This window comes from Pseudomonas soli (assembly GCF_900110655.1).
Taxonomy (GTDB): domain Bacteria; phylum Pseudomonadota; class Gammaproteobacteria; order Pseudomonadales; family Pseudomonadaceae; genus Aquipseudomonas; species Aquipseudomonas soli.
Genome location: NZ_FOEQ01000001.1, coordinates 327,248 through 353,545, shown reverse-complemented (window position 1 = coordinate 353,545; position 26,298 = coordinate 327,248). Strand labels below are relative to the sequence as shown.

At 60.1% G+C, this 26,298-nt stretch carries 19 protein-coding genes, 1 tRNA gene and 2 pseudogenes; 12 read left to right on the top strand and 10 right to left on the bottom strand.

What is annotated here, in order from left to right; all coding sequences use genetic code 11:
- Positions 1 to 175: 175 nt before the first annotated feature.
- The 4 genes and pseudogenes from BMY03_RS01590 to BMY03_RS01580 all read right to left on the bottom strand — a co-directional run bounded on the left by BMY03_RS01590 (position 176) and on the right by BMY03_RS01580 (position 5,772).
- The gene (locus BMY03_RS01590; protein WP_094010081.1) at positions 176 to 1,945 is read right to left on the bottom strand and encodes a phosphoethanolamine transferase CptA; all 1,770 of its coding nucleotides are present in this window, start codon (positions 1,943 to 1,945) and stop codon (positions 176 to 178) included.
- A 291-nt stretch (positions 1,946 to 2,236) separates the two neighbouring features.
- A pseudogene (locus BMY03_RS26850) lies at positions 2,237 to 2,746 on the bottom strand (methyl-accepting chemotaxis protein); the annotation flags it as partial.
- A 348-nt stretch (positions 2,747 to 3,094) separates the two neighbouring features.
- Positions 3,095 to 4,144: pseudogene (locus BMY03_RS26845) on the bottom strand (methyl-accepting chemotaxis protein); the annotation flags it as partial.
- Positions 4,145 to 4,419: 275 nt separating this feature from the next.
- On the bottom strand, positions 4,420 to 5,772 hold the full coding sequence (locus BMY03_RS01580) for an APC family permease (protein ID WP_094010079.1): 1,353 nt from the start codon (positions 5,770 to 5,772) through the stop codon (positions 4,420 to 4,422).
- A gap of 425 nt (positions 5,773 to 6,197) precedes the next feature.
- Here BMY03_RS01580 and BMY03_RS01575 point away from each other — a divergent pair, with 425 nt between their 5' ends.
- Both BMY03_RS01575 and nadA read left to right on the top strand, forming a co-directional pair.
- Entirely contained in the window at positions 6,198 to 7,709 is a 1,512-nt protein-coding gene (locus tag BMY03_RS01575; protein ID WP_094010078.1) for a YdgA family protein, read from the top strand.
- 244 nt (positions 7,710 to 7,953) lie between these two features.
- Positions 7,954 to 9,012 (top strand): quinolinate synthase NadA, encoded by a 1,059-nt coding sequence (gene nadA / locus BMY03_RS01570; RefSeq protein ID WP_046856750.1) that lies wholly within the window; start codon positions 7,954 to 7,956, stop codon positions 9,010 to 9,012.
- Positions 9,013 to 9,141: 129 nt separating this feature from the next.
- On the opposite strand, the gene BMY03_RS01565 is transcribed toward nadA, so the two are convergent.
- Positions 9,142 to 10,578, bottom strand: a complete 1,437-nt coding sequence (locus tag BMY03_RS01565; RefSeq protein ID WP_038705591.1) for a M48 family metalloprotease — start codon at positions 10,576 to 10,578, stop codon at positions 9,142 to 9,144.
- Positions 10,579 to 10,684: 106 nt separating this feature from the next.
- On the opposite strand from BMY03_RS01565, the gene BMY03_RS01560 reads away from it, so the two are divergent.
- Together BMY03_RS01560 and BMY03_RS01555 are read left to right on the top strand one after the other, a co-directional pair.
- A complete protein-coding gene (locus BMY03_RS01560) occupies positions 10,685 to 10,924 on the top strand; it encodes a sulfurtransferase TusA family protein (protein ID WP_023630920.1) in 240 nt (79 codons plus the stop codon).
- A gap of 177 nt (positions 10,925 to 11,101) precedes the next feature.
- A complete protein-coding gene (locus tag BMY03_RS01555; protein ID WP_023630921.1) occupies positions 11,102 to 12,172 on the top strand; it encodes an AI-2E family transporter in 1,071 nt (356 codons plus the stop codon).
- A gap of 45 nt (positions 12,173 to 12,217) precedes the next feature.
- Here the strand turns inward: BMY03_RS01555 and BMY03_RS01550 are convergent, their stop codons facing one another.
- Together BMY03_RS01550 and BMY03_RS01545 are read right to left on the bottom strand one after the other, a co-directional pair.
- Entirely contained in the window at positions 12,218 to 12,691 is a 474-nt protein-coding gene (locus BMY03_RS01550) for a peroxiredoxin (protein ID WP_023630922.1), read from the bottom strand.
- A 10-nt stretch (positions 12,692 to 12,701) separates the two neighbouring features.
- A complete protein-coding gene (locus BMY03_RS01545) occupies positions 12,702 to 13,262 on the bottom strand; it encodes a glycine cleavage system transcriptional repressor (RefSeq protein WP_038705592.1) in 561 nt (186 codons plus the stop codon).
- A 260-nt stretch (positions 13,263 to 13,522) separates the two neighbouring features.
- Between BMY03_RS01545 and dapA the strand changes: the two genes are divergently transcribed.
- The 8 genes from dapA to BMY03_RS26275 all read left to right on the top strand — a co-directional run bounded on the left by dapA (position 13,523) and on the right by BMY03_RS26275 (position 19,850).
- A complete protein-coding gene (gene dapA / locus BMY03_RS01540) occupies positions 13,523 to 14,410 on the top strand; it encodes a 4-hydroxy-tetrahydrodipicolinate synthase (RefSeq protein WP_094010077.1) in 888 nt (295 codons plus the stop codon).
- Positions 14,411 to 14,427: 17 nt separating this feature from the next.
- Positions 14,428 to 15,543, top strand: a complete 1,116-nt coding sequence (bamC, locus tag BMY03_RS01535) for an outer membrane protein assembly factor BamC (protein WP_028692996.1) — start codon at positions 14,428 to 14,430, stop codon at positions 15,541 to 15,543.
- Positions 15,544 to 16,302 carry an MBL fold metallo-hydrolase gene (locus tag BMY03_RS01530; protein WP_023630556.1) on the top strand — a complete coding sequence of 253 codons (759 nt, stop codon included), beginning with the start codon at positions 15,544 to 15,546 and terminating at the stop codon, positions 16,300 to 16,302.
- A 29-nt stretch (positions 16,303 to 16,331) separates the two neighbouring features.
- The gene (purC, locus tag BMY03_RS01525) at positions 16,332 to 17,042 is read left to right on the top strand and encodes a phosphoribosylaminoimidazolesuccinocarboxamide synthase (protein ID WP_004375217.1); all 711 of its coding nucleotides are present in this window, start codon (positions 16,332 to 16,334) and stop codon (positions 17,040 to 17,042) included.
- A gap of 91 nt (positions 17,043 to 17,133) precedes the next feature.
- Positions 17,134 to 17,223: transfer RNA gene (locus BMY03_RS01520), tRNA-Ser, on the top strand.
- Between the two features lie 110 nt (positions 17,224 to 17,333).
- Positions 17,334 to 18,311: a site-specific integrase gene (locus BMY03_RS01515; RefSeq protein ID WP_094010076.1), complete on the top strand. Its 978-nt coding sequence runs from the start codon at positions 17,334 to 17,336 to the stop codon at positions 18,309 to 18,311.
- A 57-nt stretch (positions 18,312 to 18,368) separates the two neighbouring features.
- On the top strand, positions 18,369 to 18,788 hold the full coding sequence (locus BMY03_RS01510; RefSeq protein ID WP_143067511.1) for a hypothetical protein: 420 nt from the start codon (positions 18,369 to 18,371) through the stop codon (positions 18,786 to 18,788).
- A gap of 123 nt (positions 18,789 to 18,911) precedes the next feature.
- On the top strand, positions 18,912 to 19,850 hold the full coding sequence (locus tag BMY03_RS26275; protein ID WP_160291287.1) for a DUF6414 family protein: 939 nt from the start codon (positions 18,912 to 18,914) through the stop codon (positions 19,848 to 19,850).
- Between the two features lie 430 nt (positions 19,851 to 20,280).
- Here BMY03_RS26275 and BMY03_RS01500 read toward each other — a convergent pair whose 3' ends face one another.
- From BMY03_RS01500 to BMY03_RS01490, 3 genes are all read right to left on the bottom strand, one after another.
- Positions 20,281 to 21,777 carry an ImmA/IrrE family metallo-endopeptidase gene (locus tag BMY03_RS01500; protein ID WP_094010074.1) on the bottom strand — a complete coding sequence of 499 codons (1,497 nt, stop codon included), beginning with the start codon at positions 21,775 to 21,777 and terminating at the stop codon, positions 20,281 to 20,283.
- On the bottom strand, positions 21,777 to 22,196 hold the full coding sequence (locus BMY03_RS26030; RefSeq protein WP_143067510.1) for a hypothetical protein: 420 nt from the start codon (positions 22,194 to 22,196) through the stop codon (positions 21,777 to 21,779). Before BMY03_RS26030 ends, BMY03_RS01500 begins: the two co-directional genes overlap by 1 nt.
- 1,495 nt (positions 22,197 to 23,691) lie before the next feature.
- The gene (locus BMY03_RS01490; RefSeq protein WP_094010072.1) at positions 23,692 to 26,241 is read right to left on the bottom strand and encodes a fimbria/pilus outer membrane usher protein; all 2,550 of its coding nucleotides are present in this window, start codon (positions 26,239 to 26,241) and stop codon (positions 23,692 to 23,694) included.
- Between the last annotated feature and the right edge of the window lie 57 nt (positions 26,242 to 26,298).

Genomic DNA, 26,298 nt, shown 5'->3' with positions numbered 1-26,298 from the left:
TTTGCTTTGTTATATTGTCGTTTTGTCATCGGTATGAAATGTACGAAACAATATGCCGGAAATTTATTCATCATTTAGCGGCAAAAAACACCGATACCTGGAGGCCAGATATCGGTTTTTGGGGGGAGCCCTTCAAGCGAAGGGCGTGCTATGGGGGCTTCCTGGTCGCGGGCAGTCAACCTTCGTCAGGGTGAAGCGTACTGCTGCTAGCGGTCCGTTGTTCTGGCTTGGCTTGGGTGCCGGGCAGGTTGTCGAACTTGTGCAGCCCATTTTTCGCGTACGGGTCGCCGATCCAGCGCGGGCTGGCGGTGAAACTGTCGTTGACCAGGCTCTTGGCCGGCTCGTAGCGGTCGTAGCTCAGGCCTGCCAGGTCGGACAGGGTATGGATCAGGTGTGCGCTGCTGTACGGACGGTTGACCATCGCCTGCAGGTCGCGCGGGTGCGTCGCCTGCCAGCTGGGCGAGGTCCAGAGCAGGAAAGGGATGGTGTACATCGGCCGGGTTGGATTGGCCTCGTTGCGGCCCAGGCGATCATGGTTGCCGGAGCTATAGACATCCTCGCCGTGGTCGGACAGGTACAGCAGGAAGCCGTTCGGCGTGCTTGCCGAATAACGCTTGATCAGGTCTGAGACCACGAAGTCGTTGTAGCGCACGGCGTTGTCGTAAAAGTTGTAGGTGCGTACCTGTTCGGGTGCCAGCGCCGCCGGCGCGCCGGTCGCGTCCTTGAAATGATCGAACTGGGCGGGATAGCGATAGCGGTAGTCCATGTGCGTGCCGAGCAGGTGGACAATGATCAGCTTCTTGTCGGCGGGGTCGCGCAGGGCCTTGTCGAAAGGTTCCAGCACCACGCTGTCATACTGGCTGGCGTTTTGGTTGCGCTGGTTGTTCAGGTAGACCGGCACGTCCGTCTGCTGGGAGAAGGTCGTGAGCATGGTGTTGCGCTTGGTCATGGTTTGTTGGTTGGTGATCCAGAACGTCTTGTAGCCAGCCTGTTTCATCAGGTTGATCAGCGATGGGTCGGTGAGGAAACGGTCAGGGTGCTGCTGGTCGCCAAAGGTCAGGATTTGCTGCATCACCTCAATGGTGTAGGGGCGTGGCGAGACGACATTACGGAATACGGTGAGCCCTTTGTCGTGAGCGGCCAGGGCGTCGAGGTTCGGCGTGGTGTCGCGGTCGTAGCCGTACAAATGCATGTGTTCGCGTGTGGTGGATTCGCCTAGCACCAGCACCAGGGTGCGCGGCGCGTCGCCGCTACTGTCCTTGAGGTTTTGCAGGGGCGGCAGGGCGGCGTTCTGTTGAAGCAGTGCCTGCATGTTGTCCAACTGCTGTCGATATTGCCGGTAGCCGACCACCAGTTGCCAGGGCACTGCAGCCGCCATGCGTTGTTCAACCTTTTCGCGAGCGTCTGCGAAATTGCGTTGCTGGGAGACCATCTGTTTGTAGAACGGGTAGCCCAGGGTCGCAGTCAGCAGCACCGCAACCACCGGCAGACGGCTGTACAGCGGCAGGGTGACCGGGCGGATGCGCCGCCACAGCAGCACGGCGATCGCGCTGTAGAGCAGCAGCCCCAGGCACAGCCAAGTGCTGAAGTACTGGCTGAAATATTCGCCGGCTTCAGCGGTGTTGGATTCGAACATCACGAAGATGACGCTTTGTGAGAACTCCTGCCGGTAGATGCCGAAATAGCTGAGGCCCACCAGCGATCCAGCCCACAGCACTAGCCCAATCACTGCGGCGAGCGGGCGGGTCAGGCGTGGCAGCAGCAGTACCGGGGCCAGCCACAGGCTGCTGAGGAACAGGGCATCGCGAAAGCCGGCGAAGCCGGTGGTGCCACTGAACAGCAGCAAGGCCTGGGTCACGCCGGAGAAGTACCAGAAGAACAGCAGGAGCCAGCCGAGGCCAGGCCAGTCGATGGATGTGCGAGCGGGAAGAGTTGTGCGGGACACGTGTGCCTCAGAGAGCGGTTGCCTGCCGGATCGGTTGGCAGGCGAAGCTAAAGGGGGCGGCGTGAAAAGATCGTCAACAATTCATGAAAGGCCCGCAGAGACCGACGAGTGCTCTATATGGCAGGTGAGCTTGTTGTTGCCAGGCGCGTGATCGTTCAGGCGATACAGCTTGCGGCTTCAGGAGGCCAAAAGGTGGCTCCTGAAGTCGCGGCTTTAGGGCTGCTGGGTTGGCGTAGCGGTGGCGAGTGGGGAGAAGTTGATCTGTGGATAACGATCAGGCGTAACACAGCGCTATACCCGGAACTGCTCCATCAAGACTTGCTGCTGGTTGGCCAAGCGGTTCAGCGCTTGGCTGATTCGTGCTGATTCGTCGGCCTGTCCAGACAACGCCTCGGTCACATCGCGAATCCCCGCCACGTTGCGATTGACTTCTTCAGCCACGGCACTCTGTTCCTCGGCCGCCGAGGCGATCTGCAGGTTCATGTCGGTGATCACCGTCACCGCCTCGCCGATGCGTTGCAGCGCCGGCAAGGTCTGCTCCATCTGCGCCGCGCTGTCCTGAGCCTGGCGCTGGCCGGCATGCATGGCACCGACCACGTCCTGTGTGCCTTGCTGCAGTCCCTCGATCACCTGGCGGATCTCCTCTACCGATACCTGCGTACGCTGAGCCAGGTTGCGCACCTCGTCGGCGACCACTGCGAAACCACGCCCAGCCTCACCGGCGCGGGCAGCCTCGATGGCGGCATTGAGTGCCAGCAGGTTGGTCTGCTCGGCAATGGCACGGATTACCTCAAGCACCGAACCGATCTGCTCACCGCGGCTTGCCAAGGCACGCGCCTCGTCCATGGCCGCGTCCATGCCGCCCGCCAGCTGGCCGATCGCCTCGCGGGTGGCGGTCACTCGCGCCAGGCCGTCGCGGGTCGCCTGGTCGGCGCCGCGCGCGGCTTGTGCCGCCTGGGCGGCATTGTGGGCGACGTCGTGGGCGGTAGCGCTCATCTCGTTGGCGGCGGTAGCTACCTGCTCGATCTCGCGGTGCTGTTGCTGCATGCCATCGCTGGTCTGACTGGCGATCAGCGCCGATTGGTCTGCCGTGCCGCGGGCCTCATGCAGGGAGGCCTTGAGCTGGGCGATCACCGGCTGGAGCTTGTCGAGGAAACGGTTGAACCAACCGGTGAGCTGGCCCAGTTCGTCATCGCGGGCGTACTCCAGGCGTCGGGTCAGGTCGCCTTCGCCGCTGGCGATGTCCTGCAGGCGGGCAGCCACGGCCAGGATCGGCCGAGTTACGCCGCGGGCGGTAAGCCACACCAGCAACAGGCCCAGCACGGCCGCAACCATTCCTATCAGCAGGCTGACGAAGTTGGCCTGCTGGTTCTGGCTATCCAGGCGCTGGTTGAGAGTGACCGCAGGCGCTTGCAGCACCTGTTCGGGCAATTCGAGCAGTACTTGCCAAGGTGCCGCGCCGGGAATTGGCGTGAAGGGCCGGGAAATGCGCATGGTGCCTTGGTCCAGCCGCTCGACAGCCTGGCCGGCGCGCAGCGGCGCTGCCAGGGCGATGGCGCTGGCGCCGAACGCTTGCTGTACCGTCTTGCTCAACTGGCCGGCATCCTGGCTGTGGCCGGCCAGCAGCCCTGCGGGGCTGATGATACTGACCTGGCCCTGGCCGTCGAACAGCTCCTGGCGACCCGCCAGGCTTAGTTGCTGCAGGTTGTCCAGGCCGATATCCAGGCCGACCACACCCACCACCTTGCCGTTGTCCAGCAACGGCAGGGCGATGCTCGTCATCAGTACCTGATGACCGTTGACTTCATCGAAATACGGGTCCAGTACGCAGGCCTTTGCCGTCTCCAGAGGGCAGGTCAGCCACCGGTTGTAAGGCGAGCCATTGGCGCCGATGCTGGTGTCGGCGAGCATCGATTCGGGCATGGTCTCCACCTCCAGGGCGCCACTGCCCGGCTGCGACCAGTACAGCGAAAAGCGGCCGCTGTCATTGCTGCCATTCTCGGCCTGGTCAACGAAGCGCGCATCTTGCTGGTCCAGGGCGTTGGGTTGGAACACCAGATACAGGCCGATCAGGTCGGTGTTGCCGGCCAGGGTGGCGCGAGCCTCGCGGCTGAGTTCGGCACGCAGGTCGTCACCGCCGCGAGCTTTGAGTGCCTGCACCAGCCTTGCGAAGCCGTTGCCGTACTGGTAGGCATCCATGAAGTAGCGCTGGATACGCAGGGCCTGGGCTTCGCCGTGGGCCTGCAAGCGCAGGCGGGCACTGTGGTCGAGCAGTTCGGTATTGGCCTGGAACACCTGCGCTGCGCTGCGCCGCGCCTGGGTAAGCGAGGTAGTCACCAGCAGGGCGACGATGGCCAGCAGGCACAGGCCGGCGAGCAGGGTGATCTTCCACTGGATGGACAGACTTCGCTGCGACATGGGCTTTTCCTTCTCGGGCAAACACAACGCCCGCGGTCAGGCGGGCGTCGATGGGGTCATTCGGCGATGCAGTTCGGTGGCGCAACCCTGAAGGCCTTCGTCAGCCAGGCCAGGTAGAGCACGCCAAGCAGGGCCCAGACACCGCCGAACAGCAAGGAGTGTTCGTTCAGGTCCAGCCACAGCGAGACGATGATGCAGAAGCCTATCGTCGGCGCCACCAGATACTTGAGGTTGTTCGTCAGGCCCTTGTTCTGCCTCTCACGGATATAGCAGTGGTTGATCACCGAGAGGTTGACGAAGCTGAACGCCACCAGCGCGCCGAAGTTGATCACCGAGGTGGCGGTGACCAGGTCGAAGAAGATCGCCGACAGCGAAATCAGGCCGACCACCGCAATGTTCAGCACTGGGGTCTTGTAGCGCGGGTGCAGGCGGGCGAACACCCCGGCCGGGATCACGTTGTCGCGGCCCATCACGTACAGCAGGCGCGACACGCTGGTCTGCGAGGCCAGGCCCGAGGCGATGGTGTTGATCACGGTGCAGGCGATGAATACCGATTGGAACAGCTTGCCGCCGACGTACAGGGCGATTTCCGGCAGGGCCGCTTCCTGGTCGTGGAAGCGCTGCATGGTCGGGAAGTAGGCCTGGATGAAGTAGGACACGCCGATGAACACCACGCCGCCGATCAGCGCCGTGAGGAAGATCGCCCGGGGGATGGTCTTGCCCGGGTCGCGGGTTTCCTCCGACAGGCAGGTCACTGCATCGAAGCCCAGGAACGAGAAGCACAGGATGGTCGCACCGGCGGCGAGGGCGGCGAACTGGGTCTGGTCATCGGCGAACGGTACCAGGCTCCAGGCCGTGCCCAGGCCTTCGCCATGGCCCAGGCCGCGCCAGCAGAGGTAGATGAATACCGAAATGATCGCCACCTGCACGGCGACGAACAGCAGGTTGAAGTGCGCCACCAGGTTGATGCTGCGCATGTTGATCAGGCTGATCAGGGTGACGAAGCCGGCCACCCACGCCCAGGCCGGCACTTCGGGGAACATTGCCGACAGGTAGAGCTTGGCCAGCAGTGCATTGACCATGGGCAGCAGCAGGTAGTCCAGCAGCGACGACCAGCCGACCAGGAAGCCCACGTGTGGATTGATGGCGCGCTGGGTGTAGGTGTACGCCGAGCCCGACTGCGGGAAGCGTCGCACCAGGGTGCCATAGCTCACGGCGGTGAACAGGATGCCGGCCAGGGCCAGGATGTAGGCGCTGGGCACATGCCCGGCAGTGATGCCAGAGACGATGCCGAAGGTGTCGAACACGGTCATCGGGGTGAGGTAGGCCAGGCCGATGATCACCACGTGCCAAAGGCGCAGGGACTTGCGGAACTGGGCATCGCCGGGAGCGCTGTGATCAGGCTGCATGCGGGCGCTGCTCCTGTGTCGAAACAACGGGCACGGCGAGTGACGGGCACGACAAGGTCGAGCGGATGGGCTCCATGTTGTTCACCTTTTATGTTGGAGCTGCAGGGTGCGCGAAATAAACAACGATGGTCGTTTGGGTGTCAAGTTAAACATGACAGGTAGTCAGTTGGATGGAAGGGGAATCGGTTTTTTTGGCCGTTATGCACTGTTATTGGCCGATTGAGCGGATCGTAAGTCGATTTTGATGTTCGTAAAAATTTACATTTCTTTTGGCCAAGGCAGGCTGTCCTTGGGGTGCCGACAAACGAAATCCAGCAAGCATTACCGCGCCGGCCGGGTGCCGATGGTATTCTTGCCACCCCGCGTGCCCTCGTTTCCGTGGTCCGCCCAATCGCCCTCCCTATGGACAGCAATCGGTTCTATTCATGAAGAAATCAGTAGGCATCCTTTCCGGCCTGGCGCTCGCCATCGCCGTCGCAACCACCGCTGGCGCCTGGTACACCGGCAAGCAACTGCCCGCGGAGCTGGAACGCTCCGTGGCGCGCGGCAACGAAGAGCTGAAGAAGGCCCTAGCAGGCAACGGCGGCAGCATGACCATCGAGTTGGTCTCGCTGGACCAGCACTTCTTCACCAGCACCGCGCACTACCGTCTGAAGGCCGAGAACGTGCAGCTCGGGGAGGCCGAGGCGCTGAACTTCCAGGTTGGCGTGACCGACCAGATCGAGCACGGCCCGTTCCCCTGGTCGCGGGTCAAGGCGTTCAAGCTGATGCCGGTCATGGCCACCAGCAACAGCGCTTTGGACAAGGATGACTTCACCGAGGGCTGGTTCACTGCCGCTGGCGACAAGGCACCGGTCACCGCCCAGGTCAGCCTCGGCTACAACGGCAGCGTCGACAGCGATATCCGCCTGGCGCCGGTGACGCTCAAGGAAGACGACGGCAACGTCCTGGACTTCTCCGGCCTGCAACTGCAACTGCGCGGAGACCGCGACGGCAAGGCGGTGGAGATCCACGGCAATGCCGAGCACCTGGAGTTGAATTTCGTCGATGAGCAACAGGCGCCGGTGAAGATCCTGCTCAACGGCTTCAAGGCCGGTGGCAAGCTCCACGAAACCGCCCACGACATGGTCTATGTCGGCAACTTCGACCTGGCCCTGGCCGACACCCAGGTGACCTTCGGGCCGAAGCAGGAAGTGCTGGTGCTCAAGGGCCTGCAGCAGAACAACCTGTACAACGCCGAGGGCGAGGCCAAGGACAAGCTGGCCGGGCGCCTGGAATACAAGGTTGCCGACATCAGCTACGCCGGGCGCAAGGTCGGCAGCGCAGAAATGGTCCTGACCATGAAGTCCATCGACATCGCGGCCATGCAGGCGCTGATGGAGTGGTACCAGACCCAGCTGCCGCAGATGCAGCAGGCGGCGGCCGAGGGCGAGGCCCCGTCGCTGGAAATGACCCCCGAGGAACAGGCCAAGGTCCAGGCCGACCTGCAGCGGTTGCTGGTGGCCAAACCCCAGGTGGCCGTGGAGAAGCTGGCATTCAAGACCGCCAATGGCGAAAGCCACTTCAACCTGGCAATGGACTTCGCCAGCCCCAGCTCCTTCGACCTGCCCCCTGACCAGCTCGGCAAGCAGCTGTTGACCCAGCTGAAGGCCAAGCTCAGCGTTTCAAAGCCGATGGTCGCCGACCTGACCACATTGCAAGCCCTGCTTGAGGGCGAGACCGACGCCCAGGCCATCGCCCAGCAGTCCAGTCAGGCCGGTGAAATGGTCGGCATGATGGCATTGCAGAGCGGCATGGCCACGGTAGAAGGCACTGATGTGGTATCGAGCCTGCAATACGCTGATGGCATGGTCGACTTCAATGGCAAGAAGATGACCGTCGAAGAGTTCGCCATGCTGATCAGCGGCCACCTGGCGGCGTTGCAGCCGCAGGGCTGACCTCTCGGGCAGACCCGCTCCCATCATCGTGGGAGCGGCGATGCGGCGACCCGACTTACCCCGCGACGGAGGGCTGCAAAAACCCCTTTTGCATCCTTCCGATTGCCTGTAGCCTTCGCGTCCGACAATAATCCGCGCCCGCAGAGGGGCCGAGACGCTGGCCGTCCGGCACCGCTAGCCGATCTGCCAGGGCCGGGTGATACACTCGACTGACGCGCTCAAGCGCCCTGCAGGTCCAGCGATCATGACCCAGATTTCCGAACGCCTGTTGGTCCAGGCGCACCTTGATGCCAAGCAGCCCAACCCGCTGACGCCCGCGCAGGAGGCCGATTACCGTGCGGCCATCGCTGCCGAGCTGAAGAAGCAGAACGCCGTGCTGGTGGCCCACTACTATTGCGATCCGGTGATCCAGGCCCTGGCCGAGGAAACCGGCGGCTGCGTGTCTGACTCGCTGGAGATGGCGCGCTTCGGCAAGAATCACCCCGCCGAGACTGTGGTGGTGGCGGGGGTGCGCTTCATGGGCGAGACGGCGAAGATCCTCACCCCGGAAAAGCGCGTGCTGATGCCGACCCTGGAAGCGACCTGCTCCCTCGACCTGGGTTGCCCGGTCAAGGAGTTCTCGGACTTCTGCGACCAGCATCCCGAGCGCACCGTGGTGGTCTACGCCAACACTTCCGCGGCAGTTAAAGCCCGGGCCGACTGGGTGGTGACCTCCAGCTGCGCGCTGGAAATCGTCGAAAGCCTGATGGACAACGGCGAGACCATCATCTGGGGGCCGGACCAACACCTCGGCCGCTACATCCAGAAGCAGACCGGTGCCGACATGCTGCTGTGGGATGGCGCCTGCATCGTTCATGAAGAGTTCAAGTCGCGCCAGTTGGCCGACATGAAGGCGCTGTACCCGGACGCCGCGATCCTGGTGCATCCGGAGTCGCCGGAAGCGGTGATCGAGCTGGCCGACGCGGTAGGCTCCACCAGCCAGCTGATCAAGGCGGCGCAGACCTTGCCGAACAAGACCTTCATCGTCGCCACCGACCGCGGCATCTTCTACAAGATGCAGCAGCTGTGCCCGGACAAGGAATTCGTCGAGGCGCCGACCGCTGGCAACGGCGCGGCCTGCCGCAGCTGCGCGCACTGCCCGTGGATGGCCATGAACACCCTGGAGCGGGTGCTGGACTGCCTGCGCAATGGCAGCAACGAGATCTTCGTCGAGCCGGCGCTGATCCCCAAGGCGATCAAGCCGTTGAACCGCATGCTCGACTTCACCCAGGCGGCGCGTTTGAAGTTGTCCGGTAACGCCTGACTGGTTGCACAAACCATCGCGGGGCAAGTCGCGGGTCGCCGCATCGCCGCTCCCACGCCACGGTGATACCTGGCGTGGGAGCGGCGATGCGGCGACCCGACTTGCCCCGCGATTTTTTCTGGCTGTGTATCAGCGCCCCATCATTTCCTTGACCATGCGCTGCTGCTCCATGATCTCGCGCTGGCGCTGGTCGATCTGCGAAGCCAGCGGGAAGTTGCTGCCCGAGCGGCGCTTGGCGTAGTCGAGCTGCTGGATCGCCTGGTCGAAGTCGCCGACCAGGGTGAAGTATTCGGCGCGGGCGCGGTGCAGACCGATGGTGTTGCCTGACAGTCCGCGCACTTCGGCCACGTCGTACCAGACGTCCGGATCGTCCGGGCGGTTCTTGACCAAGTCATCCAGCACCTTTTCCGCTTCGGCCGGCTTGTTCTGCTTGACCAGCAGATCGGCGCGCACCTGTTTCAACGGATAGTTGCCTGGGTACAGCGCCTGCATGCGCTGTGCGCGCTGCTGGGCGTCGGCCAGGCGGTTATTGGTGATGTCCAGATCGATCTGTGCCAGGTTGTAGGTGATGTCGTTGGGCGCCTTGGCCAGCAGTGGCTTGAGGTTTTCCCGCGCTTCGTTGAGCTGGCCACCCTTGATCTGCGCCAGGGCCAGGCCGTAGCGGGCGGCATCCATGTTCGGGGTTTCGTCGAGCTGGGCGCGGAAACGCTTGGCGGCCATGCCCGGCGTGCCTTCGTAGGTGAGCTGCACGCGGGCGCGGATCAACTGGTAGCGCAGGCTGTCTTCCACGCCGCCCTTTGGCGCCTGTTCGGCGCGGTTGCGGGTGTCGGCGATACGCGATTCGGTGACCGGGTGGGTCAGCAGGAATTCCGGCGGCTTGGCATCGTAGCGGTACTGGCGGGCCAGGCGTTCGAACATGCTGGGCATGTTGCGTGGATCGTAGCCGGCCTTTTCCAGGTTGAGGATGCCGAAACGGTCGGCTTCCTGTTCGTTCTGCCGGGAAAAGCGCCGCTGTTCCTGGATTGCCGCGGCCTGGGTGCCGGCGATCACGCCAATGCCGGCATCGCCGCCGCCGCCCGCCGCCAGCACGATGCCGGCCAGCAAGGCTGCCATCATCGGCAGCTGCATGCGTTGCTGGGCTTCGACGCCCCGGGCGAAGTGGCGTTGCGACAAGTGCGCCAGTTCGTGGGCCAGTACCGAGGCGTACTCGCCTTCGGTCTGGGCATTGAGGAACAGGCCGCCGTTGACCCCGACGATGCCACCGGGTGCGGCAAAGGCGTTGAGTTCCTTGCTGTCGATAAGGATGAACTCCAGGCGCCGGTCCTGCAGCTGGCTGGTCTCGGCCAGCTTGTACACGCTGGTCTCGACGAAGTCCTTGAGCTGCGGGTCGTTGAGCTGGTTCACCTGGCCGCGCAACAGGCTCAGCCAGGCGCGGCCGAGCTGGTGTTCCTGTTGTGGCGAGACGATCGCGGAGCTGGCGTCGCCCAGTGACGGCAGGTCGTCGGCGTGGCCGGGGAGGGCCATCAGGCAGGCCAGCGTCAACAGGGTGGGGCGCAGTAGATTCATGCAGAAGCTCGCGTCGGTCAAAAGCCTTACTGTAGCCGGGTCGCGCGATGCCGACCAGTGGCGGTATCCTAGCGGCCTTCCCCATGCGGTTCTGGAGCGCTGCCCGATGAGTGACACCCCGACTTGTGACGCCGAGCTCGATGCCAGCGGTCTCAACTGTCCATTGCCGCTGCTCAAGGCGAAGATGGAGCTCAATCGCCTGGCCAGCGGCGCGGTGCTCAAGGTGCTCGCCACCGATGCCGGTTCCCAGCGCGATTTCCGCACGTTCGCCCAGTTGGCCGGTCATACGCTGCTGCATGAAACGGCCGAGGCCGGGGTCTACACCTACTGGCTGCGCAAGGCCTGATTCCCTTCATTAGGCTCTATACGAAAAGCCTTGAGACTTGTTCATGCTGCGTTGAAAACAGCCTCGGAATGCTCATGTACTCTAGTACAGTCGGGCGCGACCCCGGCCGTTCCGCGGCTGTTTTCGCCTTGCCTGACCTGTGTCTCAAGGCTTTTCGTACAGAACCTAGGATCGTCAATGTTCAAAGTACTTCGCGACTGGATGCAGCGCTACTTCTCCGACGAGGAGGCGGTGGTGCTGGCGGTCCTGCTGTTCCTGGCCTTCACCGTGGTGCTGACCCTGGGCGGCATGCTCGCGCCGGTGCTGGCGGGCATGGTCCTGGCGTTTCTCATGCAGGGGCTGGTCAATGCCCTGGAGCGCTTGAAGGTGCCGACGCGGCTGGCCGTATGGCTGGTGTTCGCGCTGTTCATGGGTGCGCTGGCGGTGTTCATGCTGGTGCTGGTGCCGCTGCTCTGGCATCAGCTGATCACCTTGTTCAACGAGCTGCCCGGCATGCTCGGCAAGTGGCAGTCGCTATTGCTGCTGTTGCCCGAACGCTACCCGCACCTGGTGTCGGACGAGCAGGTGCTGCGCGCCATCGAGTCGGTGCGCGGTGAAATCGGCAAGTTCGGCCAGTGGGCGTTGACCTTCTCCTTGTCGAGCCTGCCGTTGCTGGTCAATGCCATGATCTACCTGGTACTGGTGCCGATCCTGGTGTTTTTCTTCCTCAAGGATCGCGAGCTGATCGGGCGCTGGGTCAGTGGCTACCTGCCGCGTGAGCGCACGTTGCTCAACCGGGTGGGCGACGAGATGAACCGGCAGATCGCCAACTATATCCGCGGCAAGGGCATCGAGATCCTGATCTGCGGGATTGCCACCTATATCGCCTTCATCAGCCTGGGGCTCAACTATGCCGCCTTGCTGGCGCTGCTGGTGGGGCTGTCGGTGGTGGTGCCGTATGTCGGCGCGGTGGTGGTGACGGTGCCGGTGACCCTGATCGCGCTGTTCCAGTGGGGCTGGGGCGACCAGTTCATCTACCTGATGGCGGTGTACGCGATCATCCAGGCGCTCGATGGCAACGTGCTGGTGCCGCTACTGTTTTCCGAGGCGGTGAGCTTGCACCCGGTGGCGATCATCTGCGCGGTGCTGCTGTTCGGCGGGCTGTGGGGGTTCTGGGGGATCTTCTTCGCGATCCCGCTGGCGACGCTGTTCAAGGCGGTGCTGGATGCCTGGCCGCGGCAGGAAACGTCTGTGGCGCCGATGCTTTAGGGCTACTCGTGGGAGCGGGCTTGCCCGCTCCCACGGTATCCGGTATCAGGCCTTGTTCAAGGCCTCGGCCGCAGCCAGTACCGCATCCACATGCCCGGGCACCTTCACCCCACGCCATTCCTGGCGCAGAACACCGTCCTTGTCGATCAGGAAGGTGCTGCGGTCCACGCCCAGGTACTCCTTGCCATACAGCTTCTTCAGCTTGATCACGTCGAACAGCTGGCACAGCGCCTCGTCCTTGTCGCTGATCAGCTCGAAGGGGAAGGCCTGCTTGGCCTTGAAGTTCTCATGCGACTTGATGCCATCGCGCGAAACGCCGAACACCACGGTGTTGGCGGCCTGGAATGCCGCATGCTGGTCGCGGAAACCCTGGCCCTCGGTGGTGCAGCCCGGAGTGCTGTCCTTGGGGTAGAAGTACAGCACCACTTGCTGGCCTTTCAGCTCAGCCAGGCTGACGGTCTGGCCGCTGGTGGCCTGGACCTGGAAATCGGCGACGGGTTGGTCGATTGCTACGGCCATGGGAGCTTCCTTAGACAGGGTTCTGTGGGCGCCACGGTTCGATCAGCGCGTCCAGGTTCAGGGCGTCGGCGAAGTCGAGGAACTGGTCGCGCAGCCAGCTGATCTGGGTGCCGGCTGGCAGGATCACGGTGAACTGGGCGTTGAGCATGCTGCTGCCGGTCTGCGGGGCGAGGTAGGTGTCGCAGGTCATGGCTTCCAGTTCGACGCGGTGGTCGAGGAAGAACTGGCACAGCTCGTTGATGATGTCGGGGCGATAGGCGGCGCTGACGTAGGCCACGTAAGGCAGGGCCTGCGGGCGCACCTCCTGGTCGGCGCTGCGGACCACGTCCAGCGTCAGGCCGTGCTTCTTGCCCAGGCCCGGCAGGGTGGCCTCAAGGCGGGCCAGGGCATCCCAGCTGCCGCCGACCTGCAGCACCAGGGCGCTGGTTTCGCCGTGGCGCGACAGGCGCGAGGTGACCACCGCGCAGCGATTGTCGAAGGCCGCGCGGCTGAGGACGTTGGCCAGCTCCATGGGGTTGGGGCCCAGGGCGCTGATGACGAGGAATTGTTCGCGAACGGTGGGGGTGGACATGCAGCATTCCTAAAGCGATGAGCGGTCGGTACAGGACGGGGGCAAGCCTCCTTTTCCAGCAGGGCCCCGGCCGGTTTAGGCGGCGGTGGACGCAGGCGAGGAGCACTGTCGACGGCCCGACGGGCCGCGCTGTATCGATCAAAGGATCAAGGGTAGCGAAAAGCGGCGCGAAGGGGAATGCTCCGCCCGCCTGCTTCGCTTGTGCAAGGCCGATGGCGCCAGTACCATTACCGCTCTCTTTTTCCGGCAGGAGCAATTACATGATTGCGGGCAGTATGGTGGCGTTGGTCACACCCATGGATGCACAAGGGCGTCTGGACTGGGTAAGCCTCGACAAACTTGTAGACTTCCACCTGGAAAACGGCACCCACGCGATCGTAGCTGTCGGCACCACCGGCGAGTCCGCCACCCTGGATGTCGAAGAACACATCCTGGTCATCAAGCACGTGGTTGAGCGGGTCAAGCACAGCAAGAAGCCGATCCCGGTGATCGCCGGTACCGGTGCCAACTCCACCGCCGAAGCCGTGCACCTGACCCAGAACGCCAAGAATGCTGGCGCCGACGCCTGCCTGCTGGTAGTCCCGTACTACAACAAGCCGACCCAGGAAGGCCTGTTCCAGCATTTCAAGCACATCGCCGAAGCCGTCGACATCCCGCAGATCCTGTACAACGTGCCCGGCCGCACCTCCTGCGACATGCAGGCCGAGACCGTGATCCGGCTGTCGAAAGTCAAGAACATCATCGGCATCAAGGAAGCCACTGGCGACCTGGCCCGTGCCAAACAGATCCTGGACGGCGTCGACAAGGACTTCATCGTCCTGTCTGGCGACGATCCGACCGCCGTCGAGCTGATCCTGATGGGCGGCAAGGGCAACATCTCCGTCACCGCCAACGTCGCCCCGCGCGAAATGGCCGACCTGTGCGAGGCCGCCCTTGCGGGCAATGCCGAGAAGGCCCGCGCAATCAACGAAAAACTCATGCCGCTGCACAAGGACCTGTTCTGCGAAGCCAACCCGATCCCGGTGAAATGGGCGCTGGTTGAAATGGGTCTGATGCAACAAGGTATCCGCCTGCCGCTGACCTGGCTGAGCGAAGGCTGTCACGAAAAAGTCCGTACTGCCTTGCGCCAGTCCGGCGTACTGGTTTAATCGAGGAAGTACACCGCATGAAGCGACTGGCTGGTCTTTCCGCTCTCGCCCTGATCATTTCCAGCACCAGCGGGTGCGGCTGGCTGTGGGGCGAGGATGGCTATTTCCGCGACCGTGGCAGCGACTACCTGCAGGCGCAGCCAACCGCGCCGATGCAGCTGCCGCCGGACGCCAGCAACGTCAAGCGCCTGGATCCGCTGCTGCCGATCCCGCGCAACGTGGCCGACGATCGCGCCACTGGCGAGTTCGAGGTACCCCGTCCACAGCCGCTGTCGGCCACCGCCGACATCAGCGATTTCAGCCTGCAGCGCAGCGGCAACAGCCGTTGGGTGCTGGCCCAGCGCTCGCCCGCCGAAGTCTGGCCGGTGACTCGCCAGTTCTTTGAGGACAACGGTTTCCGCATCGCTGAAGAGCGCCCGCAGACCGGCGAATTCAACACCACCTGGCAGCGTTTCGACGAGCTGTCGGCCTCCCTCGGCCAGCGCCTGGCCAGCACCTCCAGCAGCCCGGACAGCGAAGTCCGCGTGCGGGTACGCATGGAGCCCGGCGTGCAGCGCAACACTTCCGAGGTGTACGTGGTCAGCGTCGAGCGCCCAGCCGGCAGCACTGCCGAGCCTGACTTCCCCTCCGCCTCCAGCAATACCGGCACCGACGCCCTGCTGGTCGACGAAATGCTCGCCAGCATGAACCGCAGCGCCGAGAAGGGCGGGTCGGTCTCGCTGCTGGCCGCGCGCGACTTCGATGCCCCGAGCCAGGTCAGCCTGAGCGAGGACGGCAGCGGCAACCCGGTGCTGTTCCTGGGGTCCGACCTGGACCGCGCCTGGTCCGGCGTCGGTCGCGCCCTGGAACAGGGCGAGTGGCGTGTCGAAGACATCAACCGCAGCCTGGGTCTGTACTACATCAACCTGTCCGAAAAACCCGACGACAAGCAAAAGGAGCCAGGCTTCTTCAGCCGCCTGTTCGGCAGCGAGCCGAGCAAGGAAGAGCGTGAAGCCCGCGCCGAGCGCTATCAGGTACGCCTGAGCAAGGTGGGTGAGAACGTCCAGGTGACCGTCGAGAAGAACATCAACACCGTGGCACCGGCCGATGTCGCCCGCCGCGTGCTGAGCGCGATCCAGGACCACCTGGGCTAAGTGCGCTTCGCGGTTCTGGGAAGCGGTAGCCAGGGAAACGGCACGCTTATCGCCAGTGGTGACACGGTCATCCTGGTCGATTGCGGCTTTTCCCTGCGCGAGACCGAGCGGCGCCTGTCGCTGCTCGGGGTGTCGGCCACGCAGCTGAGCGCGGTGCTGGTGACCCATGAACATGCCGACCACGTGCATGGCGTGGGGTTGCTGTCACGGCGCTACAATGTACCGGTCTACCTCAGCCAGGGCACCTTGCGCGGCATGCGCAAGCCGGTGGAGGTGGCCGGTTTTCTCGGTTGCGGCGATGTCGTGCAGATCGGCGATCTGCAGGTCAGCGCGGCACGGGTCGAGCATGATGCCTACGAGCCGTTGCAGTACGTGATCAGCGACGGTCGCCGCCGCTTCGGTATGCTCACCGACCTGGGCAGTTACGACGCGCAGTTGTTGGAGCGCTATCAGGGGCTCGATGCCCTGCTGATCGAAGCCAACCATTGCCGCGACCTGCTGGCTCGTGGGCATTACCCGCGCTTTCTCAAGCTGCGGGTCGGCGGCAGCCAGGGACATTTGAACAACCACCAGGCCGCGAGCCTGGTGGCCGAGTTGGGCTGGCAAAACCTGCAGCACCTGGTGCTGGCCCACCTCAGCAGCAAGAACAACCTGCCACATCTGGCCCGCCAGTGCTTCGTCGACGCCCTCGGGTGCGACCCGGACTGGCTCCAGGTGGCGAATCAGGATCAAGGGCTCGACTGGCGCCAAATCGCCTAGCCCACCTACTCAAGCAAGCGGAGCCCATCATGGAAAAACGCGACGAACTCTACCGCGGCAAGGCCAAATCGGTTTACAAGACCGACGACGCCGACCGCTTGATCCTGCTGTTCCGTAACGACACCTCGGCGTTCGACGGCAAGCGCATCGAACAACTCGATCGCAAGGGCATGGTGAACAACAAGTTCAATGCCTTCATCATGCAGAAGCTCGAAGAAGCCGGCGTGCCGACCCAGTTCGACAAGCTGCTGGGCGACAACGAATGCCTGGTTAAGAAGCTCGACATGATCCCGGTCGAGTGCGTGGTACGCAACTACGCCGCCGGCAGCCTGGTCAAGCGTCTGGGCGTGGAAGAGGGCATCAAGCTGGAGCCGTCCACCTTCGAGCTGTTCTTGAAGAACGACGAGAAGGGTGATCCCTTCATCAACGAATCCCACGTTGTTGCCTTCGGCTGGGGCACTGCCGAGCAGCTGGCAGAGATGAAGAAACTGTCGCTGAAGGTCAACGAAGTGCTGAGCAAGCTGTTCGACGACGCAGGCCTGCTGCTGGTCGACTTCAAGCTGGAGTTCGGTGTGTTCCACGGCCAGATCGTCCTCGGCGACGAGTTCAGCCCGGACGGCTGCCGCCTGTGGGACAAAGAGACCCGCAAGAAGATGGACAAGGACCGCTTCCGCCAGGGCCTGGGCGACGTGATCGAAGCCTATGAAGAAGTGGCCAAGCGCCTGGGCGTGCCGCTGTAAGCGGCGCGTTCACGCAAGCGCCTGATACCACGCGAATTTTTTTCAAAAAAGATTTGCCAGAAACGAAATCGCTGGTATGATGCGCGCCATTGGAGAGATGCCGGAGTGGTCGAACGGGACGGATTCGAAATCCGTTGTACTGGCAACAGTACCTAGGGTTCAAATCCCTATCTCTCCGCCATATTAAAGGCCCCGAGCGCTGTATAGCCCTCGGGGCTTTTTTCGTTTGGGGGAATTTTGGGGGAATTGGGGGAGGGTGATATTCCCCCAAACGTTCGATATCATTCCGCCATGGCCTACTACGAGAAGCGCGGCGAGGCCTGGCGTGCCCAGATCCGTCGCAAAGGATACCCAACCCTTTCCGCCACCTTCGACACCAAGGCAGAAGCACAACGATGGGCTGCCGAGGTCGAGGGCGATATGTCGCGTGCGCGCTTCGTCGATATGCGCGAGGCCGAGAGCACAACGCTCTCCGAGGCCCTGGACCGGTATATGTCCGAGGTGACCTCGACCAAGAAAGGCGCCAAACAGGAAGAGGTCCGCATCAGGAAGTGGAAGGAGCACAAGCTGGCCAGCAAGGGCCTGGCCGCCATTCGCTCCAGCGATATGGCCGCGTATCGAGATGCTGAGCTCGAGGAGGGGAAGTCGACTGCTACTGTTCGCCTTAACTTGGCGGTGATTAGTCACCTGTATACGGTGGCCACCAAGGAGTGGGGTATTGAAGGTCTGACCAACCCGTGCCGGGCTATCCGGATGCCGAGGGGCAGCAAGGAGAGGGATAGGCGGCCGACACCGGCGGAGCTCCAGGCTCTCTACAAAACTGCAGGTCAGATGAATGCGCAGCTCCCGGTATTCATTGAGCTGGCTGTTGAGACGGCCATGCGCAGATCGGAATTGCTGCTGCTGCGCCGCGACCAGGTGCGCGGCAAGGTGGCCTACCTTGAGGACACGAAGAATGGTGAGCGTCGTGCTGTTCCGCTGTCTTCCCGGGCGATCGCGCTACTTGAGGGGCTGCCCACGCCGATCAGTGGTGGCCGGTACTTCAGCCTAGCTCTCAATACGATCAGCAACTACTTCCCCCGAGCCTGCGAAGCTGCTGGGATTGAAGGTCTGCGCCTTCACGATCTTCGCCATGAGGCTACAAGTCGTTTTTTTGAGCGCGGTTTCACCATGATGGAGGTCGCGAGTATCACTGGCCACAAGACCCTTGCTATGCTCAAGCGTTATACGCACCTTTCACCGCACGATCTGGCCGAAAAATTAGGATAGTTTATTAGTATTTTCGATACGTGAGGGCAGATTCGAAATTAGGGAGGGTTAAGGTAATTGTTTAGCGAAAAGAAAGTGCTATGGCTAATTTATACCGTTCTGTTTGGCATGGTGCCGATATTTATGCGGCTGCTCGCATCCGGGCTTGTTAATGGTGGAAAAATCCCGTGGATCACGGCTTCGGATGTCATATCGCTAGGGATAGTTTTGCATATCTCGCTTCTGGCAGAAATCAGGTATAACGACACTGAAGAGGCAGTGTGGAAAAAGCAGGTCGTTGGCCTTTCTGTATTGGCGGTTGTTTTTTATGCAGTAATGTACGTTTTTTCTTTACTTGCCGAAGTATATAAAGATATTGACTCTTTGTTTGTTTTGTTAACTTCAATAGGTATGGTTGTTGGCTCCTTCGCGATGTGCTGGGCGGTGTATGATCGGTTGACTTATGCTCCTGGCCAAAAGGATGAGGTGGCGGCATGATCAACTTGGTTGTAATTGTGATTGGGGTTTTCTTTATAGTTATCTCGTCCATCTTTGTGTTTTTGACCGCAAGAAATACACGAAATAGGCACTATGAGAATTTTATGAGAAGGAAGGCAGAGCGTGAAAAGCTTCGTGTACCTAGATGAAAATAAGATGTACTCGCTGTCTTCTCAATTAATGGAGGGTGTAACTGACTTCGTGGTTAAAGAGCACTCTTCAAGAGATTCTGAGCAAGAGGCACAGGCTGGTAAGTTTAGCAGTGGCCAGAAATTGGCTAGTATTATAGAAACTACATCCGGTAATGTGGAGAAAAAGTTTCTGCACGATTATGCTTATACCATTTTTGAAGATAGACTGCAGGAGAGTGGCAAGATAATATCTCTCACCTCGGATAGTTTATTCGCCGAGGTATCAAACGTTTCGGATGGACGGAGGTTTATCCGACTCAAAGCGAAGGCGACTTTCCTTGATGCGATAGAGATTTTGAATAATCTGGAAGCCTTGGTTGACATGCAAGAAGCGATCTCGATAGTTGCCGTCAATGATTTTCGTGAAGCTTTGCTCAATGAGATCGAAAACCTGGCAGATAATTCGAGCAAAAAAGTAAGGCTGGCCCAACTAAAGTCGGAGCTTGAAAGGTTTTCTAAATCTCAGATTCCGAAAGATAAGGCGTCCAATGATCGTCTTCAGTATAAGAATATTGCGGCGGTGCTTGAGCATGGTTTCAAGAGACGTTTAGATCTTTCTATGGATATGCGGGATTGCCGAGTAAATGCTGATCTCAAGCGGGACTGCTTGAAGGATTCTGAAGATTTTGTTTTTAAAACTTATTCTCGTATGGCTGAAGTGGAGTTGGTTCTCCTCGGTATGGTTACTCAGTGCCGAGCGTATGACGAGAATGCGAAAGGGGCTGATGATTTCCCGATTTTTGGCGGAGGTCCAATGAGTGAAATGATTCGTCATACGACGATGGCGCTGCAGGGGCTGGAGGCACATTTTCATCGCCCTCCCGTAAATCAAATTATCGTGCATCCTATTGCGCTCTACTTGGAGCTCTAAAAGCGAGAAGCCCTGAGCTACCCGAAGCGATGGTGGATCTTTTCGCTTTTTCTGGTGTTCCCCTTCTCGAAGTTCGGGCAGAAACGTGCGCACATCCTCTTTCTGCTAGTAGTGTCGGCTGTCCGATTTGAATCTCTTGGGCGGCCACGACACTCCGCGGCGGATCCTTTCCCTGATTGACGCCTCGAGCCCAGCAGCTTGATCATGGCTGTGAGGTAGAATTCGACAGTATAATAACTCCAGGCGTTGATACTGGGCCTGCCGTGGCACCGCGTCAGCCTGATGAGCGTGCTGTAAACGCCGGCCCTTTGGCCGGTACCATGGAATATGGTGCTGCGTCATTTGATGCTCGTGAATGACAACAAAAAAGGCCCCAAGCTCATAGAGCTTTAGGCCTTCTCTGTGACACTACGAATCAGAAATTAGTAAATCAAGCCAAGCGCGTCTCACGCGCATAGTGAACATGTAGGCCTTTAATTTTTTTACGAACTTCTGTGCTGAATTCCGCGCTTCTATAGTTATACAGCTGATGGATAATCAAGCTCGTACTAACATCAAAGTGAGATGAAGCATTTTCAATGGCAGTATCAACTGCATCCAGTTGAGAAGAAATATCAGTAAGCATTAAGTGTGTCAACAAGTAGGCATTTATTAGGTCGCGCGGCAATAGCAATTCAGCGGCAAACGCCCTGGCTCTTTTTTCCACCCACTCAGGCGTATTACCGCCTATGGCATCGGCAAAAGGAAGCGAGCCTTTTCGATCCAATAGCAAATGGCAGATTTCGTGAGCAAGTGTAGTACGATTGCCCGAGGTCTTCGAGTTGATGACGCCATTCTTGTTGATCAGAATTGCTGGTCCATGCTTGCGCCCCCAGAATGCCAAAGCCTCCAACTCTTCATCGGTCTCGATATAGTCAAGGCTTACACCCCAAGTCTCAAGCCAGTATTTGGGATCAAAAGTTTCATTTTGTTTGATACCCAATTTTTCCCTGAGCCATAGCGCAGCAGCGTATCCACCAATAAACGGACGCTCACCATGATAAGCAGGAATAGTCGCCAAGCATTCATCAGAAAGCTTATCGAGAATAGGTGTAGACCTAAATGGAACAGCCTTGACGCGCTGGAGAATATATTTTTTATCAGAAACACCCATGCTGCCAGGGCTTAGGCGAGCCGCGGCGAGAATCTCACTATCGTCATGACCTGCCACTTCCCAGAAGTCGTTGTCATTTGCAGCGAACTGTTCAATCGCTTTGAGTTCGGCATTACTAAGCCCGCTACGAATGGAGATTAGCTTTCTAGAAGTGCTCTCCAATGCTTGTTGCCAAGAATTCACTGCTTTGATAGCGCTTGGGTGCGTGGAGTTTGCAAGATGATAAGCGATTTGGTTCCCGACTCGAAGAAGCTCCTCCTTAATCATCTCAAATTTGAAGCGATGCTTACATGGTGTCTCATTGCCATGGTCGTCCTTCACGCAAACCCATGCCAGATGACCTTCTCTCACAATATATACAGATGGAAGGTAAAGACCTTTCAGTCCAGAAGAAAGGTTATGCCGCTTCTCGAAAGCACAAACTTCATCGTCTTCGTCAAATATTTGGTCTTCATCAAGAGAGGCATCGCGCCAGCGCGCCTCAGCAATACGCCGCAGCTCAAGCGGTGTCTCAGGATGTAGGTCTAATGGGTAAAGTTCTTCAAACAATAAGTAAGACCAGTTCTTGGCCAGGTATGCGAGAAGATCTACCCAGGTCCAATTCACGACGCTTTTAATTTCATTGCCACGAGCTGGATCGGCTTCTTCTTCTTGCTGACACCAGATCAGATCACCATTGATATGAAGAAGAAGGTCACCCCGTGCAAGGTTTTCCGCTTGATTGCGAACTTTATCAAAGCTCAGCTCAAAGGAAAAATTGGTAGAGATGTCCATCACTTAATGTACTCCTTCACCCATTTTTTAAATTTCGCAGCGCAGTCAGCTTCTTCAGCCTTCGCCTGCAGCTTCTTTACAAGGCGCTTATTTAGCGTCCCCTTGTAAGGGTATCCGTGGTAGCTGATGCCTGCTCGGGTGGGCACAGCTACATATATAGCTCCATCATAGACGGCATAAACCTCTTCTGGATAAAAGGTCTCGTCATCCCCTTCAGTGAGCGAGTCCTCAACGTAGAGCTGGTCTCGCATTGCACCTTGAAGCAACTCCGTAGCAATAGCATCCGTGATTTGATTGGAGCATTTCCCTACCTGCCCCCAATGCCGTGGCGCGAAGTCTGCATACGGCTGATTCCAGCAGTGCTTCCGACGGTGATCTGCTCGGTCGTACATCCATTCACTTGGATCTTTCACTTCCATTACTACGCAACCCGGAAAAAATTTAGACGTATATACTTAACAGTATACCAGTGGCAGATAGCCATCTCCATAACCTTTACACAGATGGCCTTTTGGTGGCCTAAATGGTCACTGTTTCGTCTCCACTGACATTTAGGCCTACAAGGCCCGTTTAATGGGGATGGCGGTTACTACATCCACATCCTTCCAACGATTCACTCAGTGAAGCTAGGAGGGGATGACCAGCTAAATCGGGCCCATTACCGTAGGCGTAGGCTGCGTCGCGCTGGATTTCCGCTTCGAGAAGGAGGAGGGGGATTCCTCCGGACGATCGCCTTGATGCAACTCGTCAGTGCGTTCACTGGTGCCAGGTAAGGACGTGGGAGCTGGGCGCCTTTGGTAGTGAGCGACCTGGCGGATCGCATTACGGTGCAGTCTCCAGCTGCCCCGTCGCACTTTGAGTGCCGCGAGTGAGCCTCCCGGTTTCCAACAAGATCTGCGAGGCGACCCGCTACTGCTGCAAAGCCTTGCGCCTGTGATGGTGGCAGGGTTCACTGAATGACGAGCCAAAGGACATACATCACGTCCTCAAATGCGATGTGATCCAAAGGGGCGTCTGTTCGGCGTCCTTGCAGCCGCACCTTTCAAAGACCGCTATGGTTCGATATTGGTAATTCGGGGCCGGCTGCTTTCGAATTGACTTGACTTCTCGCTAGGCCAAGGAGTGGGTGCGGAGTGCCATCAGGCAATAATGGCTATGCCCGGCCCCGCTCAATGAGACGATCCCCTGGTATAGGGCTTCCTGCGGGGACTCCATTCCTCATTCATGCCGCGCTCATCAGGGTTGGCGGCTCTTTCCGCTTTCGCCCCGACTTTGGCTTAGGGTGCTTTGCCGCGCTGCACGCCGAGACATAGCCGAGACAGGAAACCCCGCCATCGCCCGCCGAGGCCAGTGCCGACGCGGGCTGTGGCGGTTTCCAGGATCCATCCCAAGGGAGGATGCAAATTCGAAAATCAGGTCACTGGAACAACTTTCCGAACTTACGCTGTAGCTCTTTCGAGGCCTGGCCCCCAACAGCTTTCATGAGCTTCCCATAGGTCTCGACCGTGCCGCACATTCCGCAGGTGATCTTCTAGCTATCGTTCGGCGGAGCAAGCACCAAGAGGCGAAGGAAAACGGCTTACCCCCGGCAGAAATCGACCATATATCACCGGAAATTTAGGGCGAAACGGGCGATTTCTAGCCTCGTCAGCACGTAAATACTGACAACTTTCTCCCGCAAATCGAGCGAGAGGCCCGACCATCCTCGATCAAAGTTTGTCGCGATCAAGCGCGGAAAATCGGCCAAAAAACGGCGAGAAGGGGGGGTAGGGTAAATCTCTACAGCTTTTGCCTTCCTCCACCGATCGCCCAGCCGTTTTTACACACCCGCGAAATTAAAAAAAATCGCATTTTGTGAGTCAGGGTAGAGTTGCGCTCCACTGCTGACCGGCGCGGTGGCCAGGGACTTGGCGATCATGGCTGGCATACCAGGCGCTGGCGTTCATAGTTCACCGCCTTGTCGCGCGCCGGCAACTGGTAGGGCGCCGTGCACTGGTTCTCGCCCCACTTTATGATCAGATTGCCCTGATCCTGCTCCACCAGCACCAACGCTTTGCCGCTCGGGTCGGCAATTGCCAGTTGTTTGCCCTCGGCATCCTCCACCGAAGCACCAAACGGCATTCGTTGGCCGCCACTGTCGAATAACTCGAACTGAACGCGGCGCCCGCTTTTACCGGTATAGCGGGCAATCACCACGGCGCCGCGGCGCGGTACTAGCTGCTGGGTCGCGTTGTCGATCTCGATGTCGCCGCCAAGATCGCGGGTGTCTAGGCTTATCCAGTTGACCCGGTACGGCTGTGCATTGGGGAGCACCGCATAGCCGTTGCGCCCGGTTTCAACACCGCTGTAGCTGCTGACTTTTGCGCCCGTCACCCCGGGGACTTCTACCAAGGCGAATGTCTCGCTTACGGTCTGGCCGAGGTTTATGCCGCCTCGGTGGGCCACCACCGCACCGGCGAGGTTCAGGTTCTGCGAATCGTAACCGCGTCCTTGGCTGTAGCCCAGGCTGATATCGGCCACCGAGGTGCGAGTATTCAGGTTGGCCGAGGCGGAGCTACCGCTGGTGCGGCTGTGGCCTCCCTGGATCGAGTAGAAAGTGTCGCTGTTTTCAGATAGATAGCCATTGATGCCCGCCTGGGTGGTGGAGTTAGCCTTCTGAGTGCTTGTGGTGACGAACGCACGCGGTGCTCGCACTCGATTGCCCAACGGGAACGACACCGAAAGGTTGAACTGGGTGTCGTCGCTTGATGGACCGGAGGGGCCCAGGTCCTTGGTCCGGCTGACGTCGATGTTGTATGTCACATCTCCCCAGTTGTTGCTGTAGCCGGCCGAAAGGCTTTGCGAGCCGCCTCGGTTCCAGTAGCGCTGATCGATAGCGGTCAGGTATAGGCTGCCGAACTCGCGATTGCGCCCCAGGCTCTGGTTGACGGTCAGGTCGGTGCGGGTTTTGGAGTTGCCGCTGCGCTTGCGCACATCTGTGCTGATGTCCTCGATGTGATTGGTAATGCTGCGAAAACCTTCGGTGGAGTAGCGATAGGCGGCCAGGGTGAAGTTGGTGTCGGTACCAGTGAAGGTCTTGGCGTAGAGCGCCCGCAGGCTGTTACCTTGGGTGGTCTCACCCTGGGCTTTGCTCGAGGAATGGGTGATGTCTAGGGAAAACGCGCCCAGCAGGGTGTTCAGGCCGCTGCCTACGGCCAGTGCCTTATAGTCATCGGTGGCTTGCAGGCCGATGACGCCGGTTAAGGTGTTGGACAGACCGTAGGCCAGCGTAGTGCTGAGCATCTGCGGTGTGGCCAAGCCTTCGCTGTTGCTGTTGTAGCGCCCTGCGGACAGGCTGTACTTGACCTGGCCGCTGCGCACCATCAGAGGCAGGCTGGAGAACGCCTGCACGCTGGTCCGCCGACGGCCATCGGCCTCGATGATGGTGATTTCGAGGTCACCGTTGGAGCCGCTGGGGTAGATGTCGCTGATTTCGAACGGCCCGGGTGGCACGCTGGTGGTATACAGCACGTAGTTGTTCTGGCGGATCTCGACCGTGGCGCTGGTCTGTGCCACGCCGCGTACCACTGGTGCATAACCGCGTTCACTATCGGCACGCATGCCTTCGTCCGAGGCCAGTTTCAGGCCTCGGTAACGCACACTGTCGAACAGGTCGGAGTCGGTGAATATTTCGCCGGCGCTGAACTGGCCCTTCAGTGCGGTCACGTCGTGTTGCAGGTAACTGCGGTTGCTTTTGAACGTATCCGGACGGCCGGTGCCGCTGCTGAAGTTCGACTCGTTTCGCAGCCGCCATCCGCCCAGGTTGAGGCCATTGCGCAGGCTCAGGTTGTTGGCGGTGCGGGTCTTGTCGTCGCTGGCGCTGCGGCTGGTGTTGAATTGGTAGTTTACGAACGCTGCGGACACTCCGGCATCCCACAGTTGCGGGTCGACGTAGCCGCGCAGACCGCGCTTCATCGCAACTTGCGGGATGCTCGCGGCCAGGCGCAGGCGGTTTGAGTCGTAGCTCAGGCTGGCTTGGTCGATGAGTGTCGGCAGGTCATGGCAGCCTTGCTCGGTGTCCAGGCGCCCTTGTGCCTTAAGCTTGTCCATGTCGATACCCAGTTGTTCAAGCAGCTCAAGGGTCAGGCAAGGCTCAACGCGCCCCGTCTGCTCATTGCGTTTGAACTCGATGTCACGTCGGCCCACCAGCACCTCGTTGCTGTACAAGTCCACCCGATAGCTGCCCGGCAGTACGCTGTTGGCCGACAACAGTAGTTGCAGATCGACAGCGGATTGTGCGCCCTGCAGGAAGGTGGTGTTGAAACCCTGAATTTGCGTGTCGGCGGCAGCCAGTCCAGGCAGGGCGGTGCATATGACCAGTGACAGGGCGTTGCGCTGCCAGGTCGGGCGAGGTGTGCTGCGATTGAACGCGCGCGCGCCTGCGTCGGCGCCGCGTACGGGGCGAGCTGCGATGGACAGAGACATACGAGGAACCTATTTCATGTCCCGGCACGGAGTGGGCACAGGGAGGCCGCACGCAAA